This is a genomic window from Enterococcus sp. AZ120, assembly GCF_050546165.1.
In the GTDB taxonomy this organism is placed as follows: Bacteria; Bacillota; Bacilli; order Lactobacillales; family Enterococcaceae; genus Enterococcus; species Enterococcus faecalis.
Genome location: NZ_CP172950.1, coordinates 1,832,002 through 1,854,752, shown reverse-complemented (window position 1 = coordinate 1,854,752; position 22,751 = coordinate 1,832,002). Strand labels below are relative to the sequence as shown.

Annotated in this window: 19 protein-coding genes and 1 riboswitch; of the genes, 16 read left to right on the top strand and 3 right to left on the bottom strand. The window is 36.0% G+C overall.

Annotation, left to right across the window (positions count from 1 at the left end; translation table 11 throughout):
- Positions 1 to 38: 38 nt before the first annotated feature.
- The 10 genes from IGJ46_RS08930 (at position 39) to clpB (ending at position 10,764) form a co-directional block, all read left to right on the top strand.
- Entirely contained in the window at positions 39 to 563 is a 525-nt protein-coding gene (locus IGJ46_RS08930) for a hypothetical protein (RefSeq protein ID WP_002382789.1), read from the top strand.
- A gap of 59 nt (positions 564 to 622) precedes the next feature.
- A complete protein-coding gene (locus IGJ46_RS08925; protein WP_002384259.1) occupies positions 623 to 802 on the top strand; it encodes a hypothetical protein in 180 nt (59 codons plus the stop codon).
- 99 nt (positions 803 to 901) lie between these two features.
- Positions 902 to 1,543: a glycoside hydrolase family 73 protein gene (locus tag IGJ46_RS08920; RefSeq protein WP_002366997.1), complete on the top strand. Its 642-nt coding sequence runs from the start codon at positions 902 to 904 to the stop codon at positions 1,541 to 1,543.
- Positions 1,544 to 1,562: 19 nt separating this feature from the next.
- Positions 1,563 to 2,249: a hydrolase gene (locus IGJ46_RS08915; RefSeq protein ID WP_002356802.1), complete on the top strand. Its 687-nt coding sequence runs from the start codon at positions 1,563 to 1,565 to the stop codon at positions 2,247 to 2,249.
- Positions 2,250 to 2,395: 146 nt separating this feature from the next.
- A riboswitch (purine riboswitch) is annotated at positions 2,396 to 2,493 on the top strand.
- Between the two features lie 154 nt (positions 2,494 to 2,647).
- Entirely contained in the window at positions 2,648 to 3,229 is a 582-nt protein-coding gene (locus tag IGJ46_RS08910) for a xanthine phosphoribosyltransferase (protein WP_002356804.1), read from the top strand.
- 2 nt (positions 3,230 to 3,231) lie between these two features.
- Positions 3,232 to 4,551: a nucleobase:cation symporter-2 family protein gene (locus IGJ46_RS08905; RefSeq protein WP_002382793.1), complete on the top strand. Its 1,320-nt coding sequence runs from the start codon at positions 3,232 to 3,234 to the stop codon at positions 4,549 to 4,551.
- A 327-nt stretch (positions 4,552 to 4,878) separates the two neighbouring features.
- Entirely contained in the window at positions 4,879 to 5,994 is a 1,116-nt protein-coding gene (gene purK / locus IGJ46_RS08900) for a 5-(carboxyamino)imidazole ribonucleotide synthase (RefSeq protein ID WP_002404127.1), read from the top strand.
- A 42-nt stretch (positions 5,995 to 6,036) separates the two neighbouring features.
- Positions 6,037 to 7,332, top strand: a complete 1,296-nt coding sequence (gene purB / locus IGJ46_RS08895) for an adenylosuccinate lyase (protein ID WP_002356808.1) — start codon at positions 6,037 to 6,039, stop codon at positions 7,330 to 7,332.
- A 183-nt stretch (positions 7,333 to 7,515) separates the two neighbouring features.
- Positions 7,516 to 7,887 carry a DoxX family protein gene (locus IGJ46_RS08890; RefSeq protein WP_002359784.1) on the top strand — a complete coding sequence of 124 codons (372 nt, stop codon included), beginning with the start codon at positions 7,516 to 7,518 and terminating at the stop codon, positions 7,885 to 7,887.
- A gap of 270 nt (positions 7,888 to 8,157) precedes the next feature.
- Positions 8,158 to 10,764, top strand: a complete 2,607-nt coding sequence (clpB, locus tag IGJ46_RS08885) for an ATP-dependent chaperone ClpB (protein WP_002356811.1) — start codon at positions 8,158 to 8,160, stop codon at positions 10,762 to 10,764.
- A gap of 38 nt (positions 10,765 to 10,802) precedes the next feature.
- Here clpB and IGJ46_RS08880 read toward each other — a convergent pair whose 3' ends face one another.
- Together IGJ46_RS08880 and IGJ46_RS08875 are read right to left on the bottom strand one after the other, a co-directional pair.
- Positions 10,803 to 11,282, bottom strand: coding sequence for a nucleoside 2-deoxyribosyltransferase (locus IGJ46_RS08880; protein ID WP_002385777.1), 480 nt, complete (start codon positions 11,280 to 11,282; stop codon positions 10,803 to 10,805).
- A 23-nt stretch (positions 11,283 to 11,305) separates the two neighbouring features.
- On the bottom strand, positions 11,306 to 12,526 hold the full coding sequence (locus IGJ46_RS08875; protein WP_218391199.1) for a GNAT family N-acetyltransferase: 1,221 nt from the start codon (positions 12,524 to 12,526) through the stop codon (positions 11,306 to 11,308).
- Positions 12,527 to 12,772: 246 nt separating this feature from the next.
- Between IGJ46_RS08875 and lepA the strand changes: the two genes are divergently transcribed.
- The 4 genes from lepA to IGJ46_RS08855 all read left to right on the top strand — a co-directional run bounded on the left by lepA (position 12,773) and on the right by IGJ46_RS08855 (position 19,306).
- Entirely contained in the window at positions 12,773 to 14,608 is a 1,836-nt protein-coding gene (gene lepA / locus IGJ46_RS08870; RefSeq protein WP_002362155.1) for a translation elongation factor 4, read from the top strand.
- A gap of 354 nt (positions 14,609 to 14,962) precedes the next feature.
- The gene (locus IGJ46_RS08865) at positions 14,963 to 16,795 is read left to right on the top strand and encodes an AAA family ATPase (protein WP_086318067.1); all 1,833 of its coding nucleotides are present in this window, start codon (positions 14,963 to 14,965) and stop codon (positions 16,793 to 16,795) included.
- 10 nt (positions 16,796 to 16,805) lie between these two features.
- Positions 16,806 to 18,101 (top strand): 5-methylcytosine restriction system specificity protein McrC, encoded by a 1,296-nt coding sequence (locus tag IGJ46_RS08860; protein ID WP_306297583.1) that lies wholly within the window; start codon positions 16,806 to 16,808, stop codon positions 18,099 to 18,101.
- Between the two features lie 371 nt (positions 18,102 to 18,472).
- Positions 18,473 to 19,306, top strand: coding sequence for a hypothetical protein (locus IGJ46_RS08855; protein WP_002388277.1), 834 nt, complete (start codon positions 18,473 to 18,475; stop codon positions 19,304 to 19,306).
- A gap of 40 nt (positions 19,307 to 19,346) precedes the next feature.
- Here IGJ46_RS08855 and IGJ46_RS08850 read toward each other — a convergent pair whose 3' ends face one another.
- A complete protein-coding gene (locus tag IGJ46_RS08850; RefSeq protein ID WP_002356832.1) occupies positions 19,347 to 20,408 on the bottom strand; it encodes a LacI family DNA-binding transcriptional regulator in 1,062 nt (353 codons plus the stop codon).
- 175 nt (positions 20,409 to 20,583) lie between these two features.
- On the opposite strand from IGJ46_RS08850, the gene IGJ46_RS08845 reads away from it, so the two are divergent.
- On the top strand, positions 20,584 to 20,970 hold the full coding sequence (locus IGJ46_RS08845) for a hypothetical protein (protein ID WP_002356835.1): 387 nt from the start codon (positions 20,584 to 20,586) through the stop codon (positions 20,968 to 20,970).
- Positions 20,951 to 22,750, top strand: coding sequence for a DUF2264 domain-containing protein (locus IGJ46_RS08840; RefSeq protein WP_002359866.1), 1,800 nt, complete (start codon positions 20,951 to 20,953; stop codon positions 22,748 to 22,750). The genes IGJ46_RS08845 and IGJ46_RS08840 overlap by 20 nt, the downstream gene beginning before the upstream one ends.
- Position 22,751 lies beyond the last annotated feature (1 nt).

The window sequence follows — 22,751 nt, the reverse complement described above, 5'->3', positions numbered from 1 at the left end:
TTTTTAGAGAATTTCAGTAAAATAGAAAATGGAGGCGAATGATTATGCATCAAGTTTATGTAGATATTATTGTTGACGCAATTATTGAACAGTACCAAACAGAAGAAAATTTTTACTCCGCTTATCAAATTCAAGCAGCCGATTGGCAAGCTTGGAAAGAAGGCCAATTTGGTTTGGACAATGAAGTCATGCAAAAAATTAAGAATTTGTTTACGGATTATGAGTGGATGCTGACTCAAAAAATACTCCGCCAAACCATCTTATTTCCGGAAAAACGTAACCTAGCTGTTTCGGAATATAAACGGTTAAAAACAACAATTGCCAAAAAATGGCTACAATCTGATTTGGGCGTTGTAGAATTGATTCCTAACAATAAACAGGAACAAGAAATTGCTGCTGGTTATATTGATTTGAAAGTGACGCTGGCCTATGGCGAATGGGGTTTTGATGACATTATTACATTCCGGTTACCAGCTACGATTCAACGACAATTGGAAGGTTCAAAAGTTGAATTATTAGATTGGGTCAATGAAAATCTGATGGATACTTACGTAGGTGAATAACGAATAGGAAGGATGGTCTTTTGAAATACACAATTGCTGGGATTTTATCTGTGATTATTATGTTTGGTGCGGTAATTTTTGTCTTTTTTGGCAAAAAGCCAGTTGAAGAATCTGTTCACACATCAACTGAAACAACAGTGAAATCATCCACTAAAATTTCTGAAAGTAGTACAGTTTCTTCAACTGCTACCACTGAATCAAGTACTGAAATCACGAGCGTAAGCAGTGATGAAAGTTGATAATTTTCTGTGAAAATGATACAATTATTCGGTTATAGTAACAAATGAAATCAATCACGAAAGTGAAAGATAGTGAAACATTTTATCGGAAAATAAAAGATGAAGTGGGGAATTAATGAAGTGAGCAACTATCAGAAAAAAAGAAAAAAGCAGCTGAATTTGCCAAAGTTATTCTTAGGCGTAGTTGTCGTCGGTTTGGCCTTTGTCTTTTCGTTATCTGTCCTTTCTGATTCAGATAAGGGACAAAGCGAGTCAGTCAATCGCCAAAATGAAAACATCTCAAAAGAAGAATTTGTTGCTGAAATCACACCGTATGCACGTGAATTACAAGAATCTTACGGGGTATTACCAAGTATTATTATGGGGCAAGCAGTTTTAGAATCAAATTTTGGACAAAGTCAATTAGCATCGAAATATAACAATCTTTTTGGGATTAAAGCATATGGCAATCAACCAAAAGTCAATTTAGAAACAAAAGAGTATGTCAATGAGGTCTGGATTACGATTCAGGGTGATTTTCGAGTTTATGACAATTGGGAAGAATCCATGCGAGATCATACCAAGTTATTTGTTGATGGGGTCGATTGGGATCCAAATTTATATGAAAAAGTCTTGTTAGCCAAAAATTATAAAGAGGCTGCACAAGCGCTTCAAGATGCTGGATACGCAACGGATCCTACATACGCTGATAAGATCATTCATGTAATTGAAGAATACAATTTAAATAAATACGACCGTTAAGCATGGAGGAACGATGACAATGAGCGAAAAGTGGATTCCAGAAATTATGACGCCGCTGAAACAAGATATTGTAAAAATGCCAGAGATTATTCGGCAAGCCAGTGGCATTAAAATTTTTGGCCGTAAAATAAAATCAATTATTTTTACGACAGATATTGCGATTATCCGCAATACGGATGCACAGGCAGTGATTGCTGTATATCCTTTTACACCGCATCCAGCGATTACAAAAGGCATTATTGAAGCAGCGGATATTCCTGTCTTTTCAGGAGTCGGCGGCGGTTTAACGCAAGGCATGCGTTCTGCTTATATGAGTTTATTTGCAGAAGCACAAGGCTCAATGGGTGTCGTTTTGAATGGTCCTACACCAATTGAAACAATTAAAATGGTGGATGAAGCAATCGATATTCCTATTATCAGCACAGTAACTTCTATTCATACACCAATTGATGAAAAACTTGCGGCTGGCGTGGATATGATTAATATCAGTGCAGGAAAAGACACTGCAGCCACCGTACGCTATTTCCGTGGTAAGTATCCAGAATTACCGATTATTGCAACAGGAGGACCAACTGAATCGAGTATCCATGAAACCATTATCGCCGGAGCGAATGCTATTACATATACGCCCCCTAGTAACGGTGAATTATTCAGCAAAAAAATGAAAAAATATCGTGAACAAGAAAAAGCAACCGATGAAGAATAAAAAACGCTTTGGCAGCCGATCCTGCCAAAGCGTTTTTGGCTATTTAATGTTCGCTTTTACGGAACAATGGAAGAATGAACCAATTATTTGAAAATTCTAATGAAAAAAAGTTGTTAAACCATTGAAAGTTAGAGATTTTTGTACTATCCTAGAGAAACATAGAAGCTTGTATAAGGTCAAAATACGGTTGACCGTCTCTACCCAGCACCGTAAATGCTGGTCTATAAGTGAAGAAGAGCGGATAGCCCTTTTTTGCTTTGGCAAAATGGGCTTTTTTCTTTTGTTAGAACACGAATATAAATAGCACTTTGTTTTATTTCGTTCGTTTTTAACGAACCGTCCTTTCCTCAGGATGAGAACAAAGCATCTATCGAAAAATAAGTAAAGGAGTTCATATTGTGAAGGAATTAGTCGAACGTATTAAAAATGATGGCCGTGTATTAGGTGAAGGTGTTTTAAAAGTAGATAGTTTTATTACGCACCAAGTGGATCCAGAATTAATGGAGGCTATGGGTAATCGTTTTGCTGAGGTTTTCGCAGAAGCAGGCATTACCAAAGTAATTACAATTGAAGCATCAGGAATCGCTCCTGCCTTATACGCAGCGCAAAAATTAGGCGTGCCAATGATCTTCGCTCGTAAGGCAAAAAGTTTAACCATGGATGAAGAGCTTTTAACGGCTTCAGTTTATTCATTTACAAAACAAGTGACAAGTCAAATTTCCATTTCAAGAAAATTTTTATCTGATGCTGATAAAGTGTTGATTATTGATGACTTTTTAGCTAACGGACAAGCTGCCAAAGGATTGGTAGAATTATGCCAACAGGCTGGTGCAAAGGTTGAAGGAATTGGTATCGTAATTGAAAAATCATTCCAAGATGGTCGTCAGTTATTAGAAGACATGGGCTTAAATGTAGTCTCTTTAGCACGTATTGCTTCATTAAGTGAAGGAACGGTGACGTTTTTAGAGGAGGATGCATAATCTTGGAAACAAAACAATTGAATACACCACAACAGACGGAAACACCAAATGGGAAAGCCGCCGTTTTAGGATTGCAACATTTATTAGCGATGTATGCTGGAGCAGTTGCCGTACCTTTATTAATCGGAACCGGCTTGAATTTTGATTCGCAACAAATGACGTATTTGATTTCAATCGATATTTTTATGTGCGGCGTTGCGACACTTTTACAATTAACGGTGAATAAGTTTTTTGGGATTGGCTTGCCAGTCGTTTTAGGTTGTGCCATTCAAGCAGTTGCGCCTTTAATCATGATTGGTACGAACAAAGGGGTTGGTGCAATTTACGGTTCAATTATTGCTTCGGGCATTTTTGTCGTTCTTATTGCAGGATTTTTCTCAAAAATTAAACGTCTATTTCCGCCTTTAGTCACCGGCACAGTCATTACAGTTATTGGTTTGACCTTAATTCCTGTTGCTGTTGAAAAAATGGGTGGCGGCTTAGCAACGGACAAAAGTTTTGGTGATCCTAAAAACTTGCTCCTCGCATTTGTAACAATTGCCTTAATCATTGTTGTGCAAGTTTGGGGACGTGGCTTTATCAAGTCAATTGCCGTGTTAATCGGCCTAGTCGGCGGCACAATTTTAGCTGCGTTTCTGGGATTAGTGGATTTATCTCCTGTTGGTCAAGCTACGTGGTTTCATTTTCCACAGCCATTTTATTTTGGCAAACCAACGTTTGATCTTTCTTCTATTGTGTTGATGATTATTATTTCAATTGTTAGTATGGTTGAATCAACAGGTGTTTATTTTGCCTTAGGAGACATTACAGGGAAGAAAATTGGCGAAGATGATTTACGTCGTGGGTATCATGCAGAAGGTTTAGCCGTCATTTTAGGGGGGATTTTTAATACGTTTCCTTATACAGGTTTCTCTCAAAATGTCGGGTTAGTTCAATTATCTGGGATCAAAACACGTCGACCAATTTATTTTTCTGCTTTTTTCTTAATTATTTTAGGCTTATTACCAAAAATTGGTGCGATGGCTCAAATTATCCCAGAGCCGGTTTTAGGCGGCGGAATGCTGGTTATGTTTGGAATGGTGGCTGTCCAAGGAATGCGCATGTTGTCAAAAGTTGACTACTCAAATGACAAAAATTTATTAATTATTGCCATCTCGATTGGCTTTGGTTTAGGCTTTAATATTATGCCGACGCTCTTTAATAAAGTACCAGAAACTGTTAGCATGTTTACTGGTAATGGAATTGTCATGAGCAGCATTACCGCAATTATTTTAAATCTTTTATTCAATGGTTTAAAAGAAACCTCAGAAAGTAACGAATAGTTTCAAAAAAGTATGATAGATAAGGTCAGGTGGCTTTTCTTTCATACTTTTTTGACCTCATCATCGTTTAGAAAAATTTAATGTTTTCATCAATTTGAAGAGAAAAAGAGAAAAAAGCTTGGTTACAAAGAGACGAGTAGTAAGTTACCGCTGTTTTATCCTAAAGTATGTTAATAAATTCTGATGAGAAAACCTAATGGAAACACTGCTGGCACTTGAAGTTGAGCCTTTTTCCTTGTATCATGTAAAAAGAGCACTCTTAAAGGCTAGACTGCGACGAGAAACCGCAGAAGGATTTTAAGGATAAAACTGTGATGGAAAGTTGTGATGAACTTGGATAAACCACTATTACCTGGTCAAGTGATTGGTATCATTGGTGGCGGACATTTAGCAAAAATGATGGCCCTTAGTGCAAGAGAAATGGGGTTTCGAGTGGGTGTGCTAGATCCACAAATTGATTGTCCTGCTGCACAAGTTGCCGATTGGCAATTATTAGGAGCATATAATGATCCTGAAGCGTTAGAGAAATTGGCAAAACGTGCCCAAGTGATTACGTATGAATTTGAACATGCAGATGTTGATGCGTTAACAGCGATTCAACATTTGGCGAATATACCGCAAGGAACAGACATTTTAGCGATTACGCAAGATCGCTTAATGGAAAAAAGTTTCTTGGAAGATAATAATATTGTGATTGCCCCTTATGCAACGATTGTTAGTCCGACTGATATTCAAGAAGCAATTGATGGCATTGGCTACCCGTGTATCTTGAAGAACACGCGAGGGGAAGGTCGTTATGTACTACATAGTACTTCAGACTTAGCGCCATCCATGAATCTTCTGAGAGAAGGAACCTGTGTCTTGGAAGCTTGGATTCCTTACGAAAAAGAATTATCTGTTCTGATTTCTGGTAATGGTCGTGGCGAATTTGCGACATTTCCAGTTGTGGAAACAATTAAAAAAGAGCGTAAGCTACATGAAACCATTGCACCAGCCCAAATTGATGAAGAAGTCAGTGGTGAGTTGCAACGAATTGCTAAGGTGATTGCTAAAGCAGTTGGTTTAGTCGGCACCCTTTCAATTGAAATGTTTTATACAGAAACAGGCGGGATTTATGTAAATAAAATTTTACCTCGTCCAGAAGATGCTGGGAATTTTTCTATAGATGCTTGTTCTTTTAGCCAATATGATACGCATATTCGTGGTTTATGTAATTGGCCAATGCCAACGATTCAACTGTTGTCAGAAGCGGTTACGGTCAATGTGCTTGGGAATGAAGCCTATGAAACGATGGACATTATTAATGAACATCCAGATTGGCATTTCCACTATTATGGGCACAGTGAAGCAAAAGCGCAACGAGCGATGGGGCATATTACTATATTAACCAAAGAAATCGATGAAACACTGGAAGAAATTAAAGAAACAAAGATTTGGTCGTAATTATTTTTCAAAAATTGAGGAGTAAAGAGGGGATAAGGCACAATGATTGATCGTTATACAAGACCCGAAATGGGCGCAATTTGGACAGATGAGAACCGCTACAAGGCATGGCTAGAAGTTGAAATTTTGGCGGATGAAGCTTGGGCAGAACTTGGCGAGATTCCTAAAGAAGATGTACAAAAAATCCGAGAAAATGCATCATTTGATGTTGCACGTATTTTAGAAATTGAAGCAGAAACACGTCATGATGTTGTCGCTTTTACTCGTGCCGTTTCAGAAACGCTTGGTGAAGAGCGAAAATGGGTACACTATGGGTTAACCAGCACAGATGTTGTGGATACTGCCTATGGTTATCTATTGAAACAGGCGAATGATATTTTACGGAAAGATTTACAAACATTTACGGAGATTGTCGGAGCCAAAGCCAAAGAGTATAAACATACGGTCATGATGGGAAGAACGCATGGCGTTCATGCAGAACCGACTACATTTGGTTTGAAATTAGCGTTGTGGTATTCTGAAATGAAACGCAACATTGAACGTTTTGAACATGCAGCCAAAGGTGTCGAAGCAGGTAAAATCAGTGGAGCCGTAGGTACCTTTGCCAATATTTCACCATTTGTTGAAGAATATGTTTGCGAACATTTGGGGATCCGTGCTCAAGAGATTTCGACACAAGTTTTACCACGTGATTTACATGCAGAGTATGTTTCTGCCATGGCATTAATTGCGACAAGTATTGAAAAATTTGCAACAGAAATTCGTGGTCTACAAAAATCAGAAACACGTGAAGTAGAAGAATTTTTTGCAAAAGGACAAAAAGGATCTTCGGCAATGCCGCATAAACGGAATCCAATTGGTTCTGAAAATATGACTGGTTTGGCACGTGTGATTCGTGGTCATGTCATTACTGCCTTTGAAAATGTGAGTTTATGGCATGAACGAGATATTTCTCACTCGTCTGCTGAACGGATTATTATTCCCGATACGACGATTTTGCTAAATTACATGTTGAATCGTTTTGGTAATATTGTCAAAAACTTAACGGTCTTCCCAGAAAATATGAAGCGTAACATGGATGCGACCTATGGACTAATTTATAGCCAACGTGTCTTGTTAAAATTGATTGATCATGGCATGACACGTGAAGAAGCGTATGATCTGGTCCAACCAAAAACAGCTTACGCATGGGATCATCAAACGGCGTTCCGTCCGTTGCTAGATGCGGATGAAAAAATTACATCTGTCTTATCAAAAGAAGAGCTAGATGATGCCTTTGATTACCATTATCATTTAAAAAATGTTGACACGATTTTTGAACGTGTTGGTTTAGGATAAAAAGAAAGCGAGAAGAAGGATGATTCTTCTCGCTTTTCTCTTATAATGTTATAAAATGAAGGATTAAAAAACAAACGTATTGTTAAATACGTTTGTTTTTTTCTATACTTTTTTCGATTTATCCTTTATAATGTAACTTAAATAGTTACATTAACTATTTAATGCAAACAAAGGAGGAGAAGTATGGATAAACAACAGCGAGGCATTCAAGTGATTAGAATTTGGCTAGGGGTGACGATGCTAATTCATGGAGTGATGAAAGTAACGTCATTGGAAGATACTTTAGCGTTTTTTGCTAGTATTGGTTTGCCAAGTCTTTTTGTTTATGGTGTAGCAGCAATTGAATTAATTGGTGGATTATTTATGATTATTGGCTTTTTAATTCCTTTGGTATCAGTAGGATTCATAGCAGTTTTAGTCGGAGCTATTTTTTCTTTTGGTTTGGCAAGTGGTTTTAGTGGTTATGAGTACGAATTATTTTTAGCGATAACCAGTTTGGCTATTTTGGTTAGCTATGCCGATAAAAAGTATCTTACGTTAAAACTTTATTTTTAATAAATCAAAGCAATAAAGAGTTGGTCAAACTAGTTGTGATTGCGAAAAAAGCCCTAAAACAGTGATATTTAGTTGTTTTAGGTTTTTTTTATCAAAAAGGTCAAAAAAGGTCAAATTATTTATTGACCTTTACTGACCAATGGAGTATAATAAATTTATAAGGTTTACAGATACCTTAACTTTTGAAGAAATCCATCAAAAGTCGGATAATAATAATTGTAAAGAATGTTAAAATAAAAAAGACAAAATAATAAACGGGAGGGATCGTTTATGAATATTGAAAAAATGACAACCACGCTTCAAGAGGCGATTGCTGAAGCTCAAAAAGTTGCGGTGACACGGCAACATCAAGAAATTGATATCGCACATTTATGGAAAATTTTTCTTCAACCAAACCATTTTGGACGTAATTTTTACACAGATGCTGGTTTAGATGTTGACGCATTTGAACGAGAAGTAGATAACGCGTTAGATGAATATCCAAGTGTGGCGGGCGGTAATGTGCAATATGGTCAAAATTTAAGTCAAAATTTGTTCCATTTATTGCAAGAAGCTGATTCACTTCGAGAAGAATTCCAAGATGAATTTTTATCAACCGAAATTGTACTTTTAGCTTTAATGAAATTGAAAAATTATCGTTTAACAAAATATTTAATGCAACAAGGCATTACGGAAAAAGAGTTAAGAAAAAATATTGAAGAGATGAGAGGAGGAGATCGTGTGACTTCTCAAAACCAGGAAGAACAATATAAAGCACTAGAAAAATACGGTGTTGACTTAGTACAACAAGTAAAAGCAGGAAAACAAGATCCAATCATTGGTCGTGACGAAGAAATTCGTGACGTTATTCGGATTTTATCAAGAAAAACTAAAAATAATCCAGTCTTAATTGGTGAACCAGGTGTTGGTAAAACAGCGATTGTTGAAGGATTAGCACAACGAATCGTTCGTAAAGATGTCCCCGAAAACTTAAAAGATAAAACCATTTTTTCTTTAGATATGGGCGCCTTAATTGCGGGAGCAAAATTCCGTGGCGAATTTGAAGAACGGTTAAAAGCTGTTTTAAAAGAAGTGAAAAAAAGTGATGGCAAAATCATTTTATTCATTGATGAAATTCATAATATCGTCGGAGCTGGTAAAACAGAAGGCAGTATGGACGCTGGAAATTTATTAAAACCGATGCTAGCACGTGGTGAATTGCATTTAATCGGTGCCACAACGCTTGATGAATATCGCCAATATATGGAAAAAGATAAAGCCTTAGAACGTCGTTTCCAAAAAGTATTAGTCAAAGAACCAACAGTAGAAGATACAATTTCTATTTTGCGTGGCTTAAAAGAACGATTTGAAATTCACCACGGCGTGAATATTCATGACAATGCTTTAGTTGCTGCTGCTACTTTATCCGATCGCTATATTACTGATCGTTTCTTACCAGATAAAGCGATTGACTTAGTCGATGAAGCAAGCGCAACGATTCGAGTGGAAATGAATTCGATGCCAACAGAGCTCGATCAAGTAACCCGTCGGTTAATGCAACTAGAAATTGAAGAAGCGGCCTTGAAAAAAGAATCAGATGATGCAAGTAAAAAACGGTTAGCCAACTTGCAAGAAGAATTAGCAGATTTGCGTGAAGAAGCCAACTCAATGAAAATGCAATGGGAAACGGAAAAAGAAGAAGTTAATGCGGTTTCCAACAAACGTGCAGAGATTGATAAAGCAAAACACGAATTAGAAGATGCTGAAAATAATTATGATTTAGAACGAGCTGCTGTTTTGCGTCATGGAACAATTCCACAATTAGAACATGAATTGAAAGAATTGGAAGAAAAGAACGCTAAAGATAACGTCAAAATGGTACAAGAATCGGTTACTGAAAACGAAATTGCGCAAGTGGTCGGTCGTTTAACCGGCATTCCTGTGACAAAATTAGTTGAAGGCGAACGAGAAAAATTAATGAAACTGAATGAAACATTACACAAACGTGTGATTGGTCAAGATGAAGCCGTCGATGCTGTTAGTGATGCGGTGATTCGTTCAAGAGCAGGCTTACAAGATCCAAATCGCCCACTCGGTTCGTTCCTTTTCTTAGGACCAACTGGTGTTGGTAAAACAGAACTTGCTAAAGCCTTAGCTGAAGATTTGTTTGATTCTGAAGATCATATGGTACGGATTGACATGAGTGAATACATGGAAAAACATGCCGTGTCTCGTTTGGTTGGTGCCCCTCCAGGCTATGTTGGTTATGAAGAAGGTGGCCAGTTAACGGAAGCTGTTCGTCGAAACCCTTATACAATTGTCTTATTAGACGAAATTGAAAAAGCGCACCCAGATGTCTTTAATATCTTATTACAAGTTTTAGATGATGGTCGTTTGACAGATTCTAAAGGTCGAGTCGTTGATTTTAAAAATACGGTTTTAATTATGACAAGTAACATCGGCTCTCAGCTTTTATTGGAAGGTGTGACACCTGAAGGAACAATTCCAGAAGAAGTTGAAAATCAAGTCATGAATATTCTAAAAGGACACTTTAAACCAGAGTTCTTAAACAGAATTGATGATACTATTTTATTTACACCATTAAGCTTGGATAATGTGAAAGGAATCATTGGTAAAATGACCGCACAACTTGCTCATCGTTTAGAGCAACAAGAAATTGTGTTGGAAATCACTGATGAAGCTAAAACATGGATTGCTGAAAATGGGTATGAGCCAGCTTATGGAGCTCGTCCGTTAAAACGTTTCATTACTCGTGAAGTCGAAACACCATTAGCAAAAGAAATTGTTTCTGGCCGAGTAATGCCAAAAACAAAAGTCACGATTAGTCTATTAGACAATCAATTAGTTTTTGAAAATGAACCGATAGAAGAAGTGTAAAAAAAAGAACGAGCGAATTCGCTCGTTCTTTTTTTTTATTATGACAATCGTTGCTTAATTTCTTCCAACAAGTCCTCTTCTGAAGAAACAACCCGACCATTCAATTTAATCAAACCAACTGTATAAAGGTTTAAATAATGGAATTGATTTTCAGCGACTTCGTTCAAAGCATCAAGCTTTTGGTGATTATCAGCACCTTGTTGGCGGCTGTCTGTGTAAAGGGCAACCACCGGGATTCCTTTGGCATAAGCAACACCAATTTCGGAAGCTACGCCCGCATCAATGGTTGGTCCGTCTAATAAAGCAACCAATAAGTCGCTAGCAAGGACGTTTTCTGTATCTGCTAAGGCAATCATTTTGCTATCGGCATAAGCAGATTTGTCGTTAATCGCCGCATTTTCTTGTGGTAAATAAAGATCGATTGTTTTATCCAATTGTCGAATTTGTTCGACTAAATAGTCATTATAACGTAAGTCAGCTTGCGAAAATAAAGGTCCTGCAAAATAAATTTTTGTCATTTGTCTGTCTCCAATCCAAGGGTTTAGAAATAATCACTAAAATAAGCTTCTTGGTCAGGAAAAATCCGTTCCAAAGAATTTAAAGTTTCTTTATCTGTATCAATGCGCTCAATTCGATGTAAGTACGAAGGGCGTCGGTAATTCATGACTAAACAAGTTAGTGTTTGAATATCTAAGTGAACGGCGGTGCCTAGAGGTTCATCCGTAATGGTTACTTGATCATTTTCATCCCAAATTAAGCCAAAAATACCATTATTCCACTCAGCAACAGGATCTTTAACGACAAAATGGAATGGCTTAGCTGTACTTTCAAAAGGAAAGTTTTCTAAAAAGGCTTTGACATCAACAATTCGCGCCATATAATAGGGCTCAATGCTTTCTTTAATTTGGCTGTCTTCTAAAAGAAAGGCTAATGGTTCGTTTTTATAGATATCGCCCTTGACCCAATAAACCATCGAAAAATGCGCAGTAATAAAATTCCACAAGCCATTTCGGGCTTCTTGGTTCAAGTAAAACATTTCCTTAATATGAAATACCTCATCGGCCACCCAATAGAAAAGTACTCCTAAAGGTTCTTGATTGGCACCATAATAGATAGCAGCAGTCCGTTCTTCCTCGTTTTCGAAACGCCAATATTCTTCCCAGTTGAAGGCACTACGAATGAGCGCGCCATGATTTTGACGAGCGAATCGCGCATAGACATCAAAGACATCTGGGTGATCGACAGCTAACCGTTCAATCATTCCTGGAACAGGAACGGTTTTTGGTAATTGCGTATCCCGAATTTTAAAAGATAACTTGTCGGACATAATTTCCCAACCTTTACGTCGGTAATAAGGGATGTTGTAAGGGAAAAGATAAGAAATCCACTGTTTATCTTGGCGCATTTCTTCTAATGCTGTTTGAATCAAGTCTTTCATTAAACCGTGGTTGGCATATTCAGGATAGGTACCGACACCAGTAACGCCGCCCATTTTATACAAAGCGCCATGGATATTGACTTCGCATGGATAGATAGCAATTTGTGAAATTAATTGATTTTCGTGAAACCAGCCAAATACTTTTGAAAGTTCTAAAATCGGTTGTTTTGATTTGATAAATGCCCGCTTGTTTTCAAAACCACTTTCTTCAATATCTGCTTCAGTCACTTGAAAAACATAGGAAAGAAGTTCATTAAATTGATCAATGTGTTCTTCCTCAACAGGCTTTAAAGTCAGTTGCTTTCGAAATTCTTGTTCATCCATTTTTCCATCTCCAATAAATTTACTGTTTTTAGTATACCAAATTTTTCGAAACTCTGTTAGCCTTTCGAAACCAAAAGAATAAAAGGGAAGTGCTTTAAATCTTCTTCAAAAATTGGTATAATGAAAAGTGCTGATTATCCTAGACCTTTAAACATGATAATTTGATAAAAAAGGCAACTAAAATATAACAATTGATTGATGAAGCTAGCAGGGAGCTAGCTTTTCTTAAAAGAAATGAGGCAAAAAATGAACAATAAAGAAATGAAAGCAAGACAAGAGAAAATTCGTAATTTCTCGATCATTGCCCACATTGACCATGGGAAGTCAACTTTAGCCGACCGGATTTTGGAAAAAACAAATACAGTTAGCAGTCGAGAAATGCAAGATCAATTACTTGATTCAATGGATTTAGAGAGAGAACGCGGCATTACCATCAAATTAAACGCAATTGAATTAAACTATACAGCCAAAGATGGTGAAACCTATACTTTCCATTTGATTGACACACCAGGGCACGTCGATTTTACCTACGAAGTTTCTCGTAGCTTGGCAGCTTGTGAAGGGGCTGTTCTAGTTGTTGATGCGGCGCAAGGAATTGAAGCGCAAACGCTAGCAAATGTCTATTTGGCATTGGATAATGACTTAGAAATTTTACCTGTTATTAATAAAATTGATTTACCCGCCGCTGATCCAGAGCGTGTTCGGACAGAGATTGAAGACGTAATTGGAATTGATGCATCGGAAGCTGTTTTAGCAAGTGCAAAAGCAGGGATTGGGATTGAAGATATTTTAGAACAAGTGGTGGAGTATGTACCAGCTCCATCAGGCGATATTGAGGCTCCTTTAAAGGCTTTGATTTTTGACTCTATTTACGATAGTTATCGGGGGGTCGTTTTAAACATCCGTGTAATTGACGGTGTCGTTCGTCCTGGGGATAAAATCCAAATGATGAGTAACGGTAAAACGTTTGATGTAACAGAAGTCGGCGTTTTTTCACCGAAACCAATTGCTCGTGATTATTTAATGGTTGGTGATGTGGGCTATATCACCGCTAGCATTAAAACGGTTCAAGATACACGGGTCGGGGATACAGTGACTTTGGCCGACAATCCAGCAGCAGAAGCACTACCAGGCTATCGCAAAATGAATCCAATGGTTTATTGTGGCTTATATCCAATTGATACGTCGCGCTACAATGATTTACGGGAAGCATTAGAAAAATTACAATTAAATGATGCGGCGTTACAATTTGAACCAGAAACATCGCAAGCTTTAGGGTTTGGTTTCCGTTGTGGTTTCTTAGGTTTGCTGCACATGGATGTTGTTCAGGAACGTTTGGAACGAGAATTTAATTTAGAGTTAATTACAACAGCACCGTCTGTAATCTATCACGTTAATAAAACTGACGGAACAACCGTTGTTGTTGACAACCCAGCTGAATTTCCAGAACCAGTAACGATTGAATCTGTGGAAGAACCTTATGTTAAAGCGCAAATCATGGTGCCAAACGATTATGTAGGAGCAGTAATGGAATTATCACAACGTAAACGTGGCGAATTCATTACAATGGATTACTTAGACGATTATCGTGTAAACGTAGTTTATGAAATTCCGTTATCTGAAATCGTGTTTGACTTTTTCGATAAATTGAAATCAAGTACAAAAGGCTATGCATCCTTAGATTACGAAATGGCTGGCTATCGTACCAGCCGTCTAGTAAAAATGGATATTCTATTAAATGCTGAAAAAGTGGATGCTTTAAGCTTTATTGTTCACCGAGATTTCGCATTTGAGCGTGGTAAAGCGATTGTTGAGAAACTGAAAAAACTAATTCCACGTCAACAGTTTGAAGTCCCAGTTCAAGCGGCGATTGGTCAAAAAATTGTGGCTCGTTCAGATATTAAAGCCTTACGCAAAAACGTACTGGCTAAATGCTATGGTGGCGATGTTTCTCGTAAACGTAAATTGTTAGAGAAACAAAAAGAAGGGAAGAAACGGATGAAACAAATTGGATCCGTGGAAGTTCCTCAAGAAGCCTTTATGGCGGTTCTGAAAATGGATGAAGATGATCAGAAAAAATAAGAATAATATGTGTATTGATTGAAATGTAACTATTGTCTAAGATGATATTTTTTAGCATAGTGTGATTATTTGTGGATTGAGCAAAAAAATTATTATCTTGGAAGGATTATAGACCTATTAAAAAAATACTAAAGTAGGAGGATAAACTTATAAAGTTTATCCTCCTATTTAGTTTAGTATTAAAAAAAGATTTTGTGTGAGGTTTTATAGGAATATTTGACTTACATTATAGTTCATATTTAAACGTATATTTCATGATATAATGTATTTTGTAAAGTAAGAGAAGAAAGTAAAAGAGAGTCATTACGTTTGTCTGTTATTGTGTGAAAAAATTATTTGAGGAGATTAAATTTCATGATTAATCAGAAACAAAAAAAGTTTGAATTAGTTATTAGTTCAGAAAATGTAATATCTACTGATGAAAGATTTACAATGAATAATTTATATATAGGTGATAATTATAAACCATTGGATGTATATTTTCAAAAAGCGAATGGCAAAAAAATTATCCGTAAACGTGAGAAAAAGGAGCGAAATAGCTCCAATCAAACGTTACCTCGAATTGCTTGTCAGGTGTTTGAAAGTCAGTTAACAAGGCTATCTACAGATGAAAAAGAAAGTTTTCCGATTTGCCAGTATAAATGGGATTCTGAAATAATTCGTGGTATTTTTCCGAGTGTTGATGTATTTAAGCAACATCGAAATTCCATTGAATATTTGATTTATAATGTTTCTGAAGAAAAAAAGTTTGTTTTTTATTCTTGGAATATTTTTTCTACTATTTTATTCGTTCAGGAATGTTTAAAACGTTTTGGTAAGAAGGATGATAAATTTGTGCTCATATATCAAGAAAAAGAACAAATAGAAAATGAACAACAGATAGAATCTATTGAAGTAAAGCAAAAATCTAAAGATTATCATAGCTCATATTCAAATGCTCTAATTGAATCAAAAAATGTGATTTTTCGTGGTGCACCAGGGACAGGTAAATCATATCTTGCTAAAGAAATTGCTACAGATATTATAAGTAATGGTTATTTTTGTGATTATACGTTATTGAACGATGAGCAAAAAAAACAAATTGAATTTGTTCAATTCCATCCAAGTTATGATTATTCTGATTTTGTTGAAGGATTACGTCCTAAACCAAACGAAGATGGTTCAATGAATTTTCAGTTGGAAGATGGAATTTTTACTAAGTTTATAAAAAAAGCGCAAAAAAACTTTAATAACTCAAAGAAAAATATAGAGTTAATTGCAAAACAAGCATCAGCTTTGGAACTTCTGAATGATTATCTGTCAGATATTGAATTTGGTATAGAGGAATTAAATACCACTCGTGGGACTAAATTTTATATCATGAATGTTAATGAAACGCATATTCAGATTTCTATTCCAGATAATCCAACAGTTAAGTCCCTAAAACTCAATAAAAATGAATTACTTGAAATGCTTGAATCAGGGGAAAATTTTAATAAGGTTAGAGATGTTACTGCTTTTTTCAATAAACAGAATGGAACGCAGGGGTACTCTTACGATTTGGCAATATTTAGGGATTTAAAGGCAAGAAATTTTAAAGCAAAAAAAGTAGTTGTCGAACACGAGGAACTAAAACCTTTTATCTTTATCATTGATGAAATTAATCGAGGAGAGGTCTCTAAAATCTTTGGTGAGCTTTTCTTTGCGATCGATCCTGGTTATAGAGGAAGTGTGGGAGAAGTTGCGACCCAATATGCAAATCTACATGAGAATCCGGATGAAAAATTTTCAATTCCTGATAATGTATATATTATAGGAACTATGAATGATATCGATCGCTCGGTTGATACCTTTGATTTTGCTATGCGTCGTCGCTTTCGTTTTATTGAAATTAGAGCAGAAGATAGATTAGAAATGTTGGAAAGTTTAGGTGAAGAACTTAAGAAAGAATCCATTAAGCGGATGGAATCACTGAATACTGCAATTTCTGAAGTAGCTGAACTAAATGAAAATTATTACATTGGAGCATCATATTTCTTGAAAATCAAAAAAATAAGCTTTGATCAATTATGGACAGACTATTTATCACCATTACTTCAAGACTATATTCGTGGGATATATGATGAAGAACGTATCTTGAAAAAATTTGCGCAAGCGTATGGATACTTGTCAACGATAGGTGATAAAAATGAACATATTGACAGTTAAAGATAATACAATGAATCTGAAAGAAGACTTTGCACCTGTAAAAAATATTGTGAATCTAATTGCTGATAAAACATTGGAACAACTTGAAAAAGAAGGAGTATTTATATTTCCTGAATTATTGAAAGAAGCAACAGACATCACAGAGGATCAGATGGTACTACGGAGTATCAATGATTACTACGCTATGACTAATGTAATGGGTTTTTTAGGATATGGAAATGAGAGATTAGTTATTGAGTCTCGTTTTAATTCTAATCAGCAAGATTACTTCATACAATATATGCTTGAAAAAGTACTGGATTTTCCTAATGTATTAAAACTTAGCACAAATGTAAATAAAGAGAAACGTTTGCTGAATTTATTATTATACTTATTTCCATATTATTTAAAAAAAGCAATGAGGAAAGGTACTTTCAAAAAATATACTTGTAACGAATACAATGATGACCATATTAAAGGAACAATTAATATTTCACGACATATTAAGAAAAATACACCATTTATTGGGAATATTTCATATAAACAGCGTGAATTTTCTTATGATAACTACGTGATGGAACTACTCCGACATACAATTGAGTTTATTAAACGTAAGCCTTATGGAAATATGCTACTTAGAAAGGTAAAAGACGAGGTGAGTTCTGTTGTTGCAGCAACTGGAAAGTATACTATACAAGACAAGAGAAAGATTATCCAACAGAACAAGAAAAAACCAATAATTCATGCATATTATCATGAGTATCGAGCTTTACAAAGACTGTGTATCTTGATTTTACAAGAAGAGAGACATGAACTTGGGTCTGGAATGAGCCAAGTTCATGGAGTCCTTTTCGACGGTGCTTGGCTATGGGAAGAGTATGTAAATTCCTTGATTCATACTGATTTTTATCATCCTATGAATAAAGGTGGTCAGGGAGCTCAACGACTATTTTCGTCTAACTCCAGGAAGATTGGTTTGATTTATCCAGATTTTATTAGCAAAAATTCTGCTAATAGAGTAATTGCTGATGCCAAATATAAACCAAGAGGGAATATTGGAAATAAGGATTATTTACAAGTTCTTGCGTATATGTTTAGATTTGAGGCAAGAAAAGGCTTTTACTTATATCCAGATGAAAGCAAAGAAAATAATGTTCAGCTAAAAATGAATCAGGGAATAACATATGAGAAAAATGTTTTTCCGCGAGAAGATATCAAAATTATCAAATGTGGACTAACTATTCCAAATGATGTGGAGTCTTATAAGGAGTTTGTTATTAAAATCAATAAAAATGAAAAGATATTTATTGAAAAGTTAACAAAATAATATATAATAATTCTTTACTTATCTAAAATAAGCTTGGTTAAGTGAAAATGTTTGTTGTAATATAAGTCATGAAGATAATCAGAAACAACCATAAATTTATTCTTTTTTATTGAAAGTGGGACATTAGTCATTTCGACTTGAGCCGACTCCAAAAAGTTAGACCTAGAAATCTAACTTTTGAGGGTCGGCTCAACTTATATCCCACTTTTTAACTCTTAAGATAATCAGTTTGAACAAAAGAAGACTTTTAAGAAAAGCCTTTTTATTTTTTTGATCTAAACATTTATTCTTTAATCAGCTATTATTTTAGTAAAAAATAGATTAATTTACTAAAATAATATATAATAAAGGTAAAACTAGGAGGGAAGCATATGACGTGTATTTCATTATCGATTTTAAATCAAGAACAAGAAGTTAGAAAAGCTAAGATAGATGATTCAGATTCTTTGAAAGAGTTAACTATTACAGGAAAAGATTTTGTTTGTTTAGCTGCTCGGGATTGTCAATTACAAGACGGCGATGTGATTCAAGTTTGTTTAGATACGCCCAATACTTATTTAATGGTGAAGTTAGATGCTACGCTTGACAGCAGTTTGATTTATGTTCCAGAACAAAAATGGACGTTTCCAATCACAAAAAATGAAAACGCTATCGAAGCGCGAGCAGCGTATCGTTTTGAAACCAAGAAACCTTATATAAGTGTGCGTATTGCCACTAAAGAAGAAATTAAGAGTTATCGTAATTGGGCGTTAAATCCGCATGATTTACAACATTTTACTGGTGCGTATCCTCATGCATCTGCCAACGTGGAAACGCGAAATGATGCCACTTTTTTTGCTTGCAATGCGATTGACGGTACCTTTGCTAATCTTTATCATGGGCCGTATCCTTATCAATCATGGGGGATTAATCAGCAATTAGATGCCGCATTAAAAATTGAATTTGGGCGTGAAGTCTTGTTGGATAAAGTGATCTTAACATTACGAGCGGACTTTCCTCATGATAATTATTGGCAACAAGTGACTTTAAAATTTTCCGACGGTACACATGAGGTCTTTAAAACTGTTAAGACTGAGCAACGCCAGAGCTTTACCTTTGCGAAACGGGCAGCGGAGTGGGTGATACTAACAGAGTTAATTCAAGCAGATGAACCATCACCATTTCCAGCATTAACACAAATTGAATTATTTGGTCAAAACAAATAAAAAATAAGGACGGTTCCTTTATAGGAGCGGTCCTTATTTTTTATTTCTGGCGTGGGCTAGTTGTTGATTGGCGGACAACCAATTCTGTGTTTAACAGGACTCTACGAGGAATGCTAGGCATTTGAATTCGTTTGTGCAATAAATTAATGCCTGTCTCGCCCATTTCTTCAGTAAAGGCATGGACAGAGGATAGCGGTGGTGAGACATATTGAGAAATAGAGATATCATTGATCCCCATGACACTAATTTCTTCAGGAACCTTTATACCGTGTGCGGCTAACGTATGTATCACACCGATTGCAAAGGCGTCATTATAAGCAAGAATCGCAGTAGGTAAATCATTTCCCCATTTCTCTAACGCTTCTTCTGTCAATTGTTCCCCCGTTTTGACATCCAACATGCCATTTTCTTTTAAGATAAAATAATCTTCGTTAAACAAGTGATAATGCTGCATAATGTCAAGATAAGCATTGGTTGTCGGCGTTTTATAGCGACGGAAACCATACATGTTTTCGCTTTCTTCGGCACCAATAAAGGCAATTTTTTCGTGGCCCAATTCCAAAAGATGGGTTAAGGCAATCTCGGTTGCTTGATAAAAATCAGTATTTACAGAATCAAATTCTTCCAGTGGGAAATTACTGCCAATTACACAAAGATTGGGATGCAGTTGCTGCAACTCTTGTAACGTCTTTTGAGTGAATTTGCCAATTGCCAAAATGCCATCAATCCCTTGAAGGTTATGTTGTTCCAATTGAGAAACTTTTAGAATATTGTAACCTAACTCTTCGGCCCGTTTTTCAGCGCCTAAACGAATCGACATATAGTAAATATCCGTTAGTTCTTCGTCATCTGAACGCCACTGAACGACGGCAATCGAAGGCTCTTGCGGAGCTGTTTGTACGGAAAGGTTAGGTGTCAGTTGCTCCTGCTGTTTGTTTTTATTTTTAGTTTTATATTTCGTATAATTCAGGGTTTCTGCTGCTTCAAAAATTTTTCGCTTGGTTTCCTCTGTAACGGATAAGTTTGGATCATAGTTCAGAACTCGCGATACAGTTGAAATTGAAACATTCGCGACTTTTGCGATATCTGTGATAGTTGCCATTCTAAATGCCTCCTTCTCAAGTACTATTATAGCATATAGTATATTTCTTTTTAGTAAAAAAAAGCAAGAAAAAGCTTTTTTTACTTTTTTTTAGCAAAAACTATTGATTTTTTGACTAAAAAAATATACTATAAAGTCAAAGAAAGCGCTTTAATTCGATGGAGAAGGTGGTTTAGTGAAAAGATTTTCACTTTTTTTACTAATTTTACTTGCTTTAACAGGTTGTAAATCCGGTGAAAAAGAATTTGATGAAGAATCTCTTCAAAATCTAAAGGAAACGGCACAGTCTTATTCAGAAACAGAATTACAAAATGGTGACGTTCGTTTAAATGAATATATTTCTTTGAAAGGGGAGATTGTTGAGAGCGACAGTCGTTCCAGTTTAATAAAAAAAGGTGATCGTTTTATTTTGAAAAGTGGTTCTAGTAAATATCAAGTTTTTAATGAGCAAAAGAAAAAATTGAAGATTGGTGACGAAGTGACAGTTTACGGAGAATATTACGGCTTTTTGAAAGGGACATTAATTGAAAGTGAGGAGAATCATGATTCAGCCACGAATTAGACAGAATCCTTTTGAAACATACGAAGAAGTTGCAGAAGGATTTGAAGATTTATTAGCGCCACTGGAATTGTTTTTTGATCGAGAGTATCAAGGTCATCTGGATTTAGGGACACACGGAACGGTTTATTCTAAAGGGACACGTGATGCGGAGGCATTTTTACGACCATTATGGGGACTAGGTCCTTATGTAACGCAAAATGAAAGTGAGTATTTGAATGACTTTCTAACGGGAATTATCGAAGGAACCGATCCTGAGAGTTCATCTTATTGGGGAAAAACAAAAGATTATGATCAATTGATTGTTGAGATGGCAGCATTAAGTACATTTCTTTTGTTAAACAAAGAAAAAACGTGGGACCAATTAACAAAAGAACAGCAAAACAATTTACACAGTTGGCTGATACAAGCCAATGAAAACATTATTCCGCCAAATAATTGGCATTTCTTTAGAGTGTTGCTGAATTTAGCGATGAAACATTGTGAAATGCCGTATTCAAAAGAACAGATCGCTGTTGATTTGGCTGTAATTGATCGTTTTTATGTCGGTAATGGTTGGTATTATGACGGAGTCGAGACACAAGTTGATTATTATGTTTCTTTCGCTATTCATTATTATAGTTTATTGTATTGTCGTTTTGCCCCGGAAGATACCGCAAGAGTGGCTATTATGAAGGAACGAGCAACTTTGTTCGCGCAAGAGTTTAAATATTGGTTTACTCAGCCAGGAGAAGCGATTCCCTTTGGACGTAGCTTAACGTATCGTTTTGCTCAAGTGTCATTTTTTAGTGCTTTAGTTTTTGCAGATGTTGAAGCATTGCCGTGGGGTGAGATTAAAGGTCTAATCAGCCGACATCTTCATCAATGGATGAACAAAGATATTTTTACAACAGATGGATTATTGTCGGTAGGTTATGATTATCAAAATATGGTCTTTGCCGAAGGCTATAATGGTCCTGGTTCACCTTATTGGGCCTTTAAAACATTCATTTTGTTAGCGGTTCCAAAAGATCATCCTTATTGGCAAGCAGAAACACAGCCTATTAGTTTTCCAGAAAAACACTTACCTTCACCAGAAAGTCGGAACTACTATCAAGTAAATGATGCAGGGACACATGGTTTAATGTTTCCAGCGGGACAATTTATTAATTATCAAGCTCATGCGCATGATAAATATAGTAAATTTGTTTATTCTTCCCATTTTGGTTTCAGTACTATAAAGAGTGATTATTGGTATTACGAAGGTGCTTATGATAATTGCTTGGCTTTAGCTGAAGACGACCACTATTTCCGCACGAAAGGATTAGATGATCAGTACGAAATTCTTGATGATCGTATCATTCATCAATGGCATCCTTGGTCCGATGTAGCAATCAAAACGACAATTGTACCATTAGAAGGCCAACATTTACGGATCCACGAAATTGAGACACAACGTGCATTAGTGGCTTATGAAGGTGGCTTCTCAATCCCGCTCTTCGATGAAAAGGTCACTTGTGTTTCTGATCAAATGGCTGAGGTAAAAAATGCAAAAGGTGTGTCAAAAGTAGAAAATATCAACGGCTTTTCTGAAGCTGCGATTATTCGAACAGAACCGAATACAAATTTACTTTATCCATTAACGGAGTTGCCATATTTGAAAGCAAACTTGTCGAAAGGGAAACATCTTTTAATTTCATTGGTGACAGGCGTACTACCGAATGAGCAAATTGAGCCAGTTAAAGTTAGGTTAAAAGAAAATCAGCTTTTAGTTGAAGAAAAAGTTGTAATTTTGGGGAATTAGG

Excerpts from the sequence above, each read along its gene's own strand:
- IGJ46_RS08930 (WP_002382789.1), top strand. The coding sequence starts at position 39 with ATGATTATGCATCAAGTTTATGTAGATATTATTGTTGACGCAATTATT.
- IGJ46_RS08925 (WP_002384259.1), top strand. The coding sequence starts at position 623 with ATGTTTGGTGCGGTAATTTTTGTCTTTTTTGGCAAAAAGCCAGTTGAA.
- IGJ46_RS08920 (WP_002366997.1), top strand. The coding sequence starts at position 902 with ATGAAGTGGGGAATTAATGAAGTGAGCAACTATCAGAAAAAAAGAAAA.
- IGJ46_RS08915 (WP_002356802.1), top strand. The coding sequence starts at position 1,563 with ATGAGCGAAAAGTGGATTCCAGAAATTATGACGCCGCTGAAACAAGAT.
- purK (WP_002404127.1), top strand. The coding sequence starts at position 4,879 with ATGAACTTGGATAAACCACTATTACCTGGTCAAGTGATTGGTATCATT.
- purB (WP_002356808.1), top strand. The coding sequence starts at position 6,037 with ATGATTGATCGTTATACAAGACCCGAAATGGGCGCAATTTGGACAGAT.
- IGJ46_RS08890 (WP_002359784.1), top strand. The coding sequence starts at position 7,516 with ATGGATAAACAACAGCGAGGCATTCAAGTGATTAGAATTTGGCTAGGG.
- clpB (WP_002356811.1), top strand. The coding sequence starts at position 8,158 with ATGAATATTGAAAAAATGACAACCACGCTTCAAGAGGCGATTGCTGAA.
- IGJ46_RS08880 (WP_002385777.1), bottom strand. The coding sequence starts at position 11,282 with ATGACAAAAATTTATTTTGCAGGACCTTTATTTTCGCAAGCTGACTTA.
- IGJ46_RS08875 (WP_218391199.1), bottom strand. The coding sequence starts at position 12,526 with ATGGATGAACAAGAATTTCGAAAGCAACTGACTTTAAAGCCTGTTGAG.
- lepA (WP_002362155.1), top strand. The coding sequence starts at position 12,773 with ATGAACAATAAAGAAATGAAAGCAAGACAAGAGAAAATTCGTAATTTC.
- IGJ46_RS08865 (WP_086318067.1), top strand. The coding sequence starts at position 14,963 with ATGATTAATCAGAAACAAAAAAAGTTTGAATTAGTTATTAGTTCAGAA.
- IGJ46_RS08860 (WP_306297583.1), top strand. The coding sequence starts at position 16,806 with ATGAATCTGAAAGAAGACTTTGCACCTGTAAAAAATATTGTGAATCTA.
- IGJ46_RS08855 (WP_002388277.1), top strand. The coding sequence starts at position 18,473 with ATGACGTGTATTTCATTATCGATTTTAAATCAAGAACAAGAAGTTAGA.
- IGJ46_RS08850 (WP_002356832.1), bottom strand. The coding sequence starts at position 20,408 with ATGGCAACTATCACAGATATCGCAAAAGTCGCGAATGTTTCAATTTCA.
- IGJ46_RS08840 (WP_002359866.1), top strand. The coding sequence starts at position 20,951 with ATGATTCAGCCACGAATTAGACAGAATCCTTTTGAAACATACGAAGAA.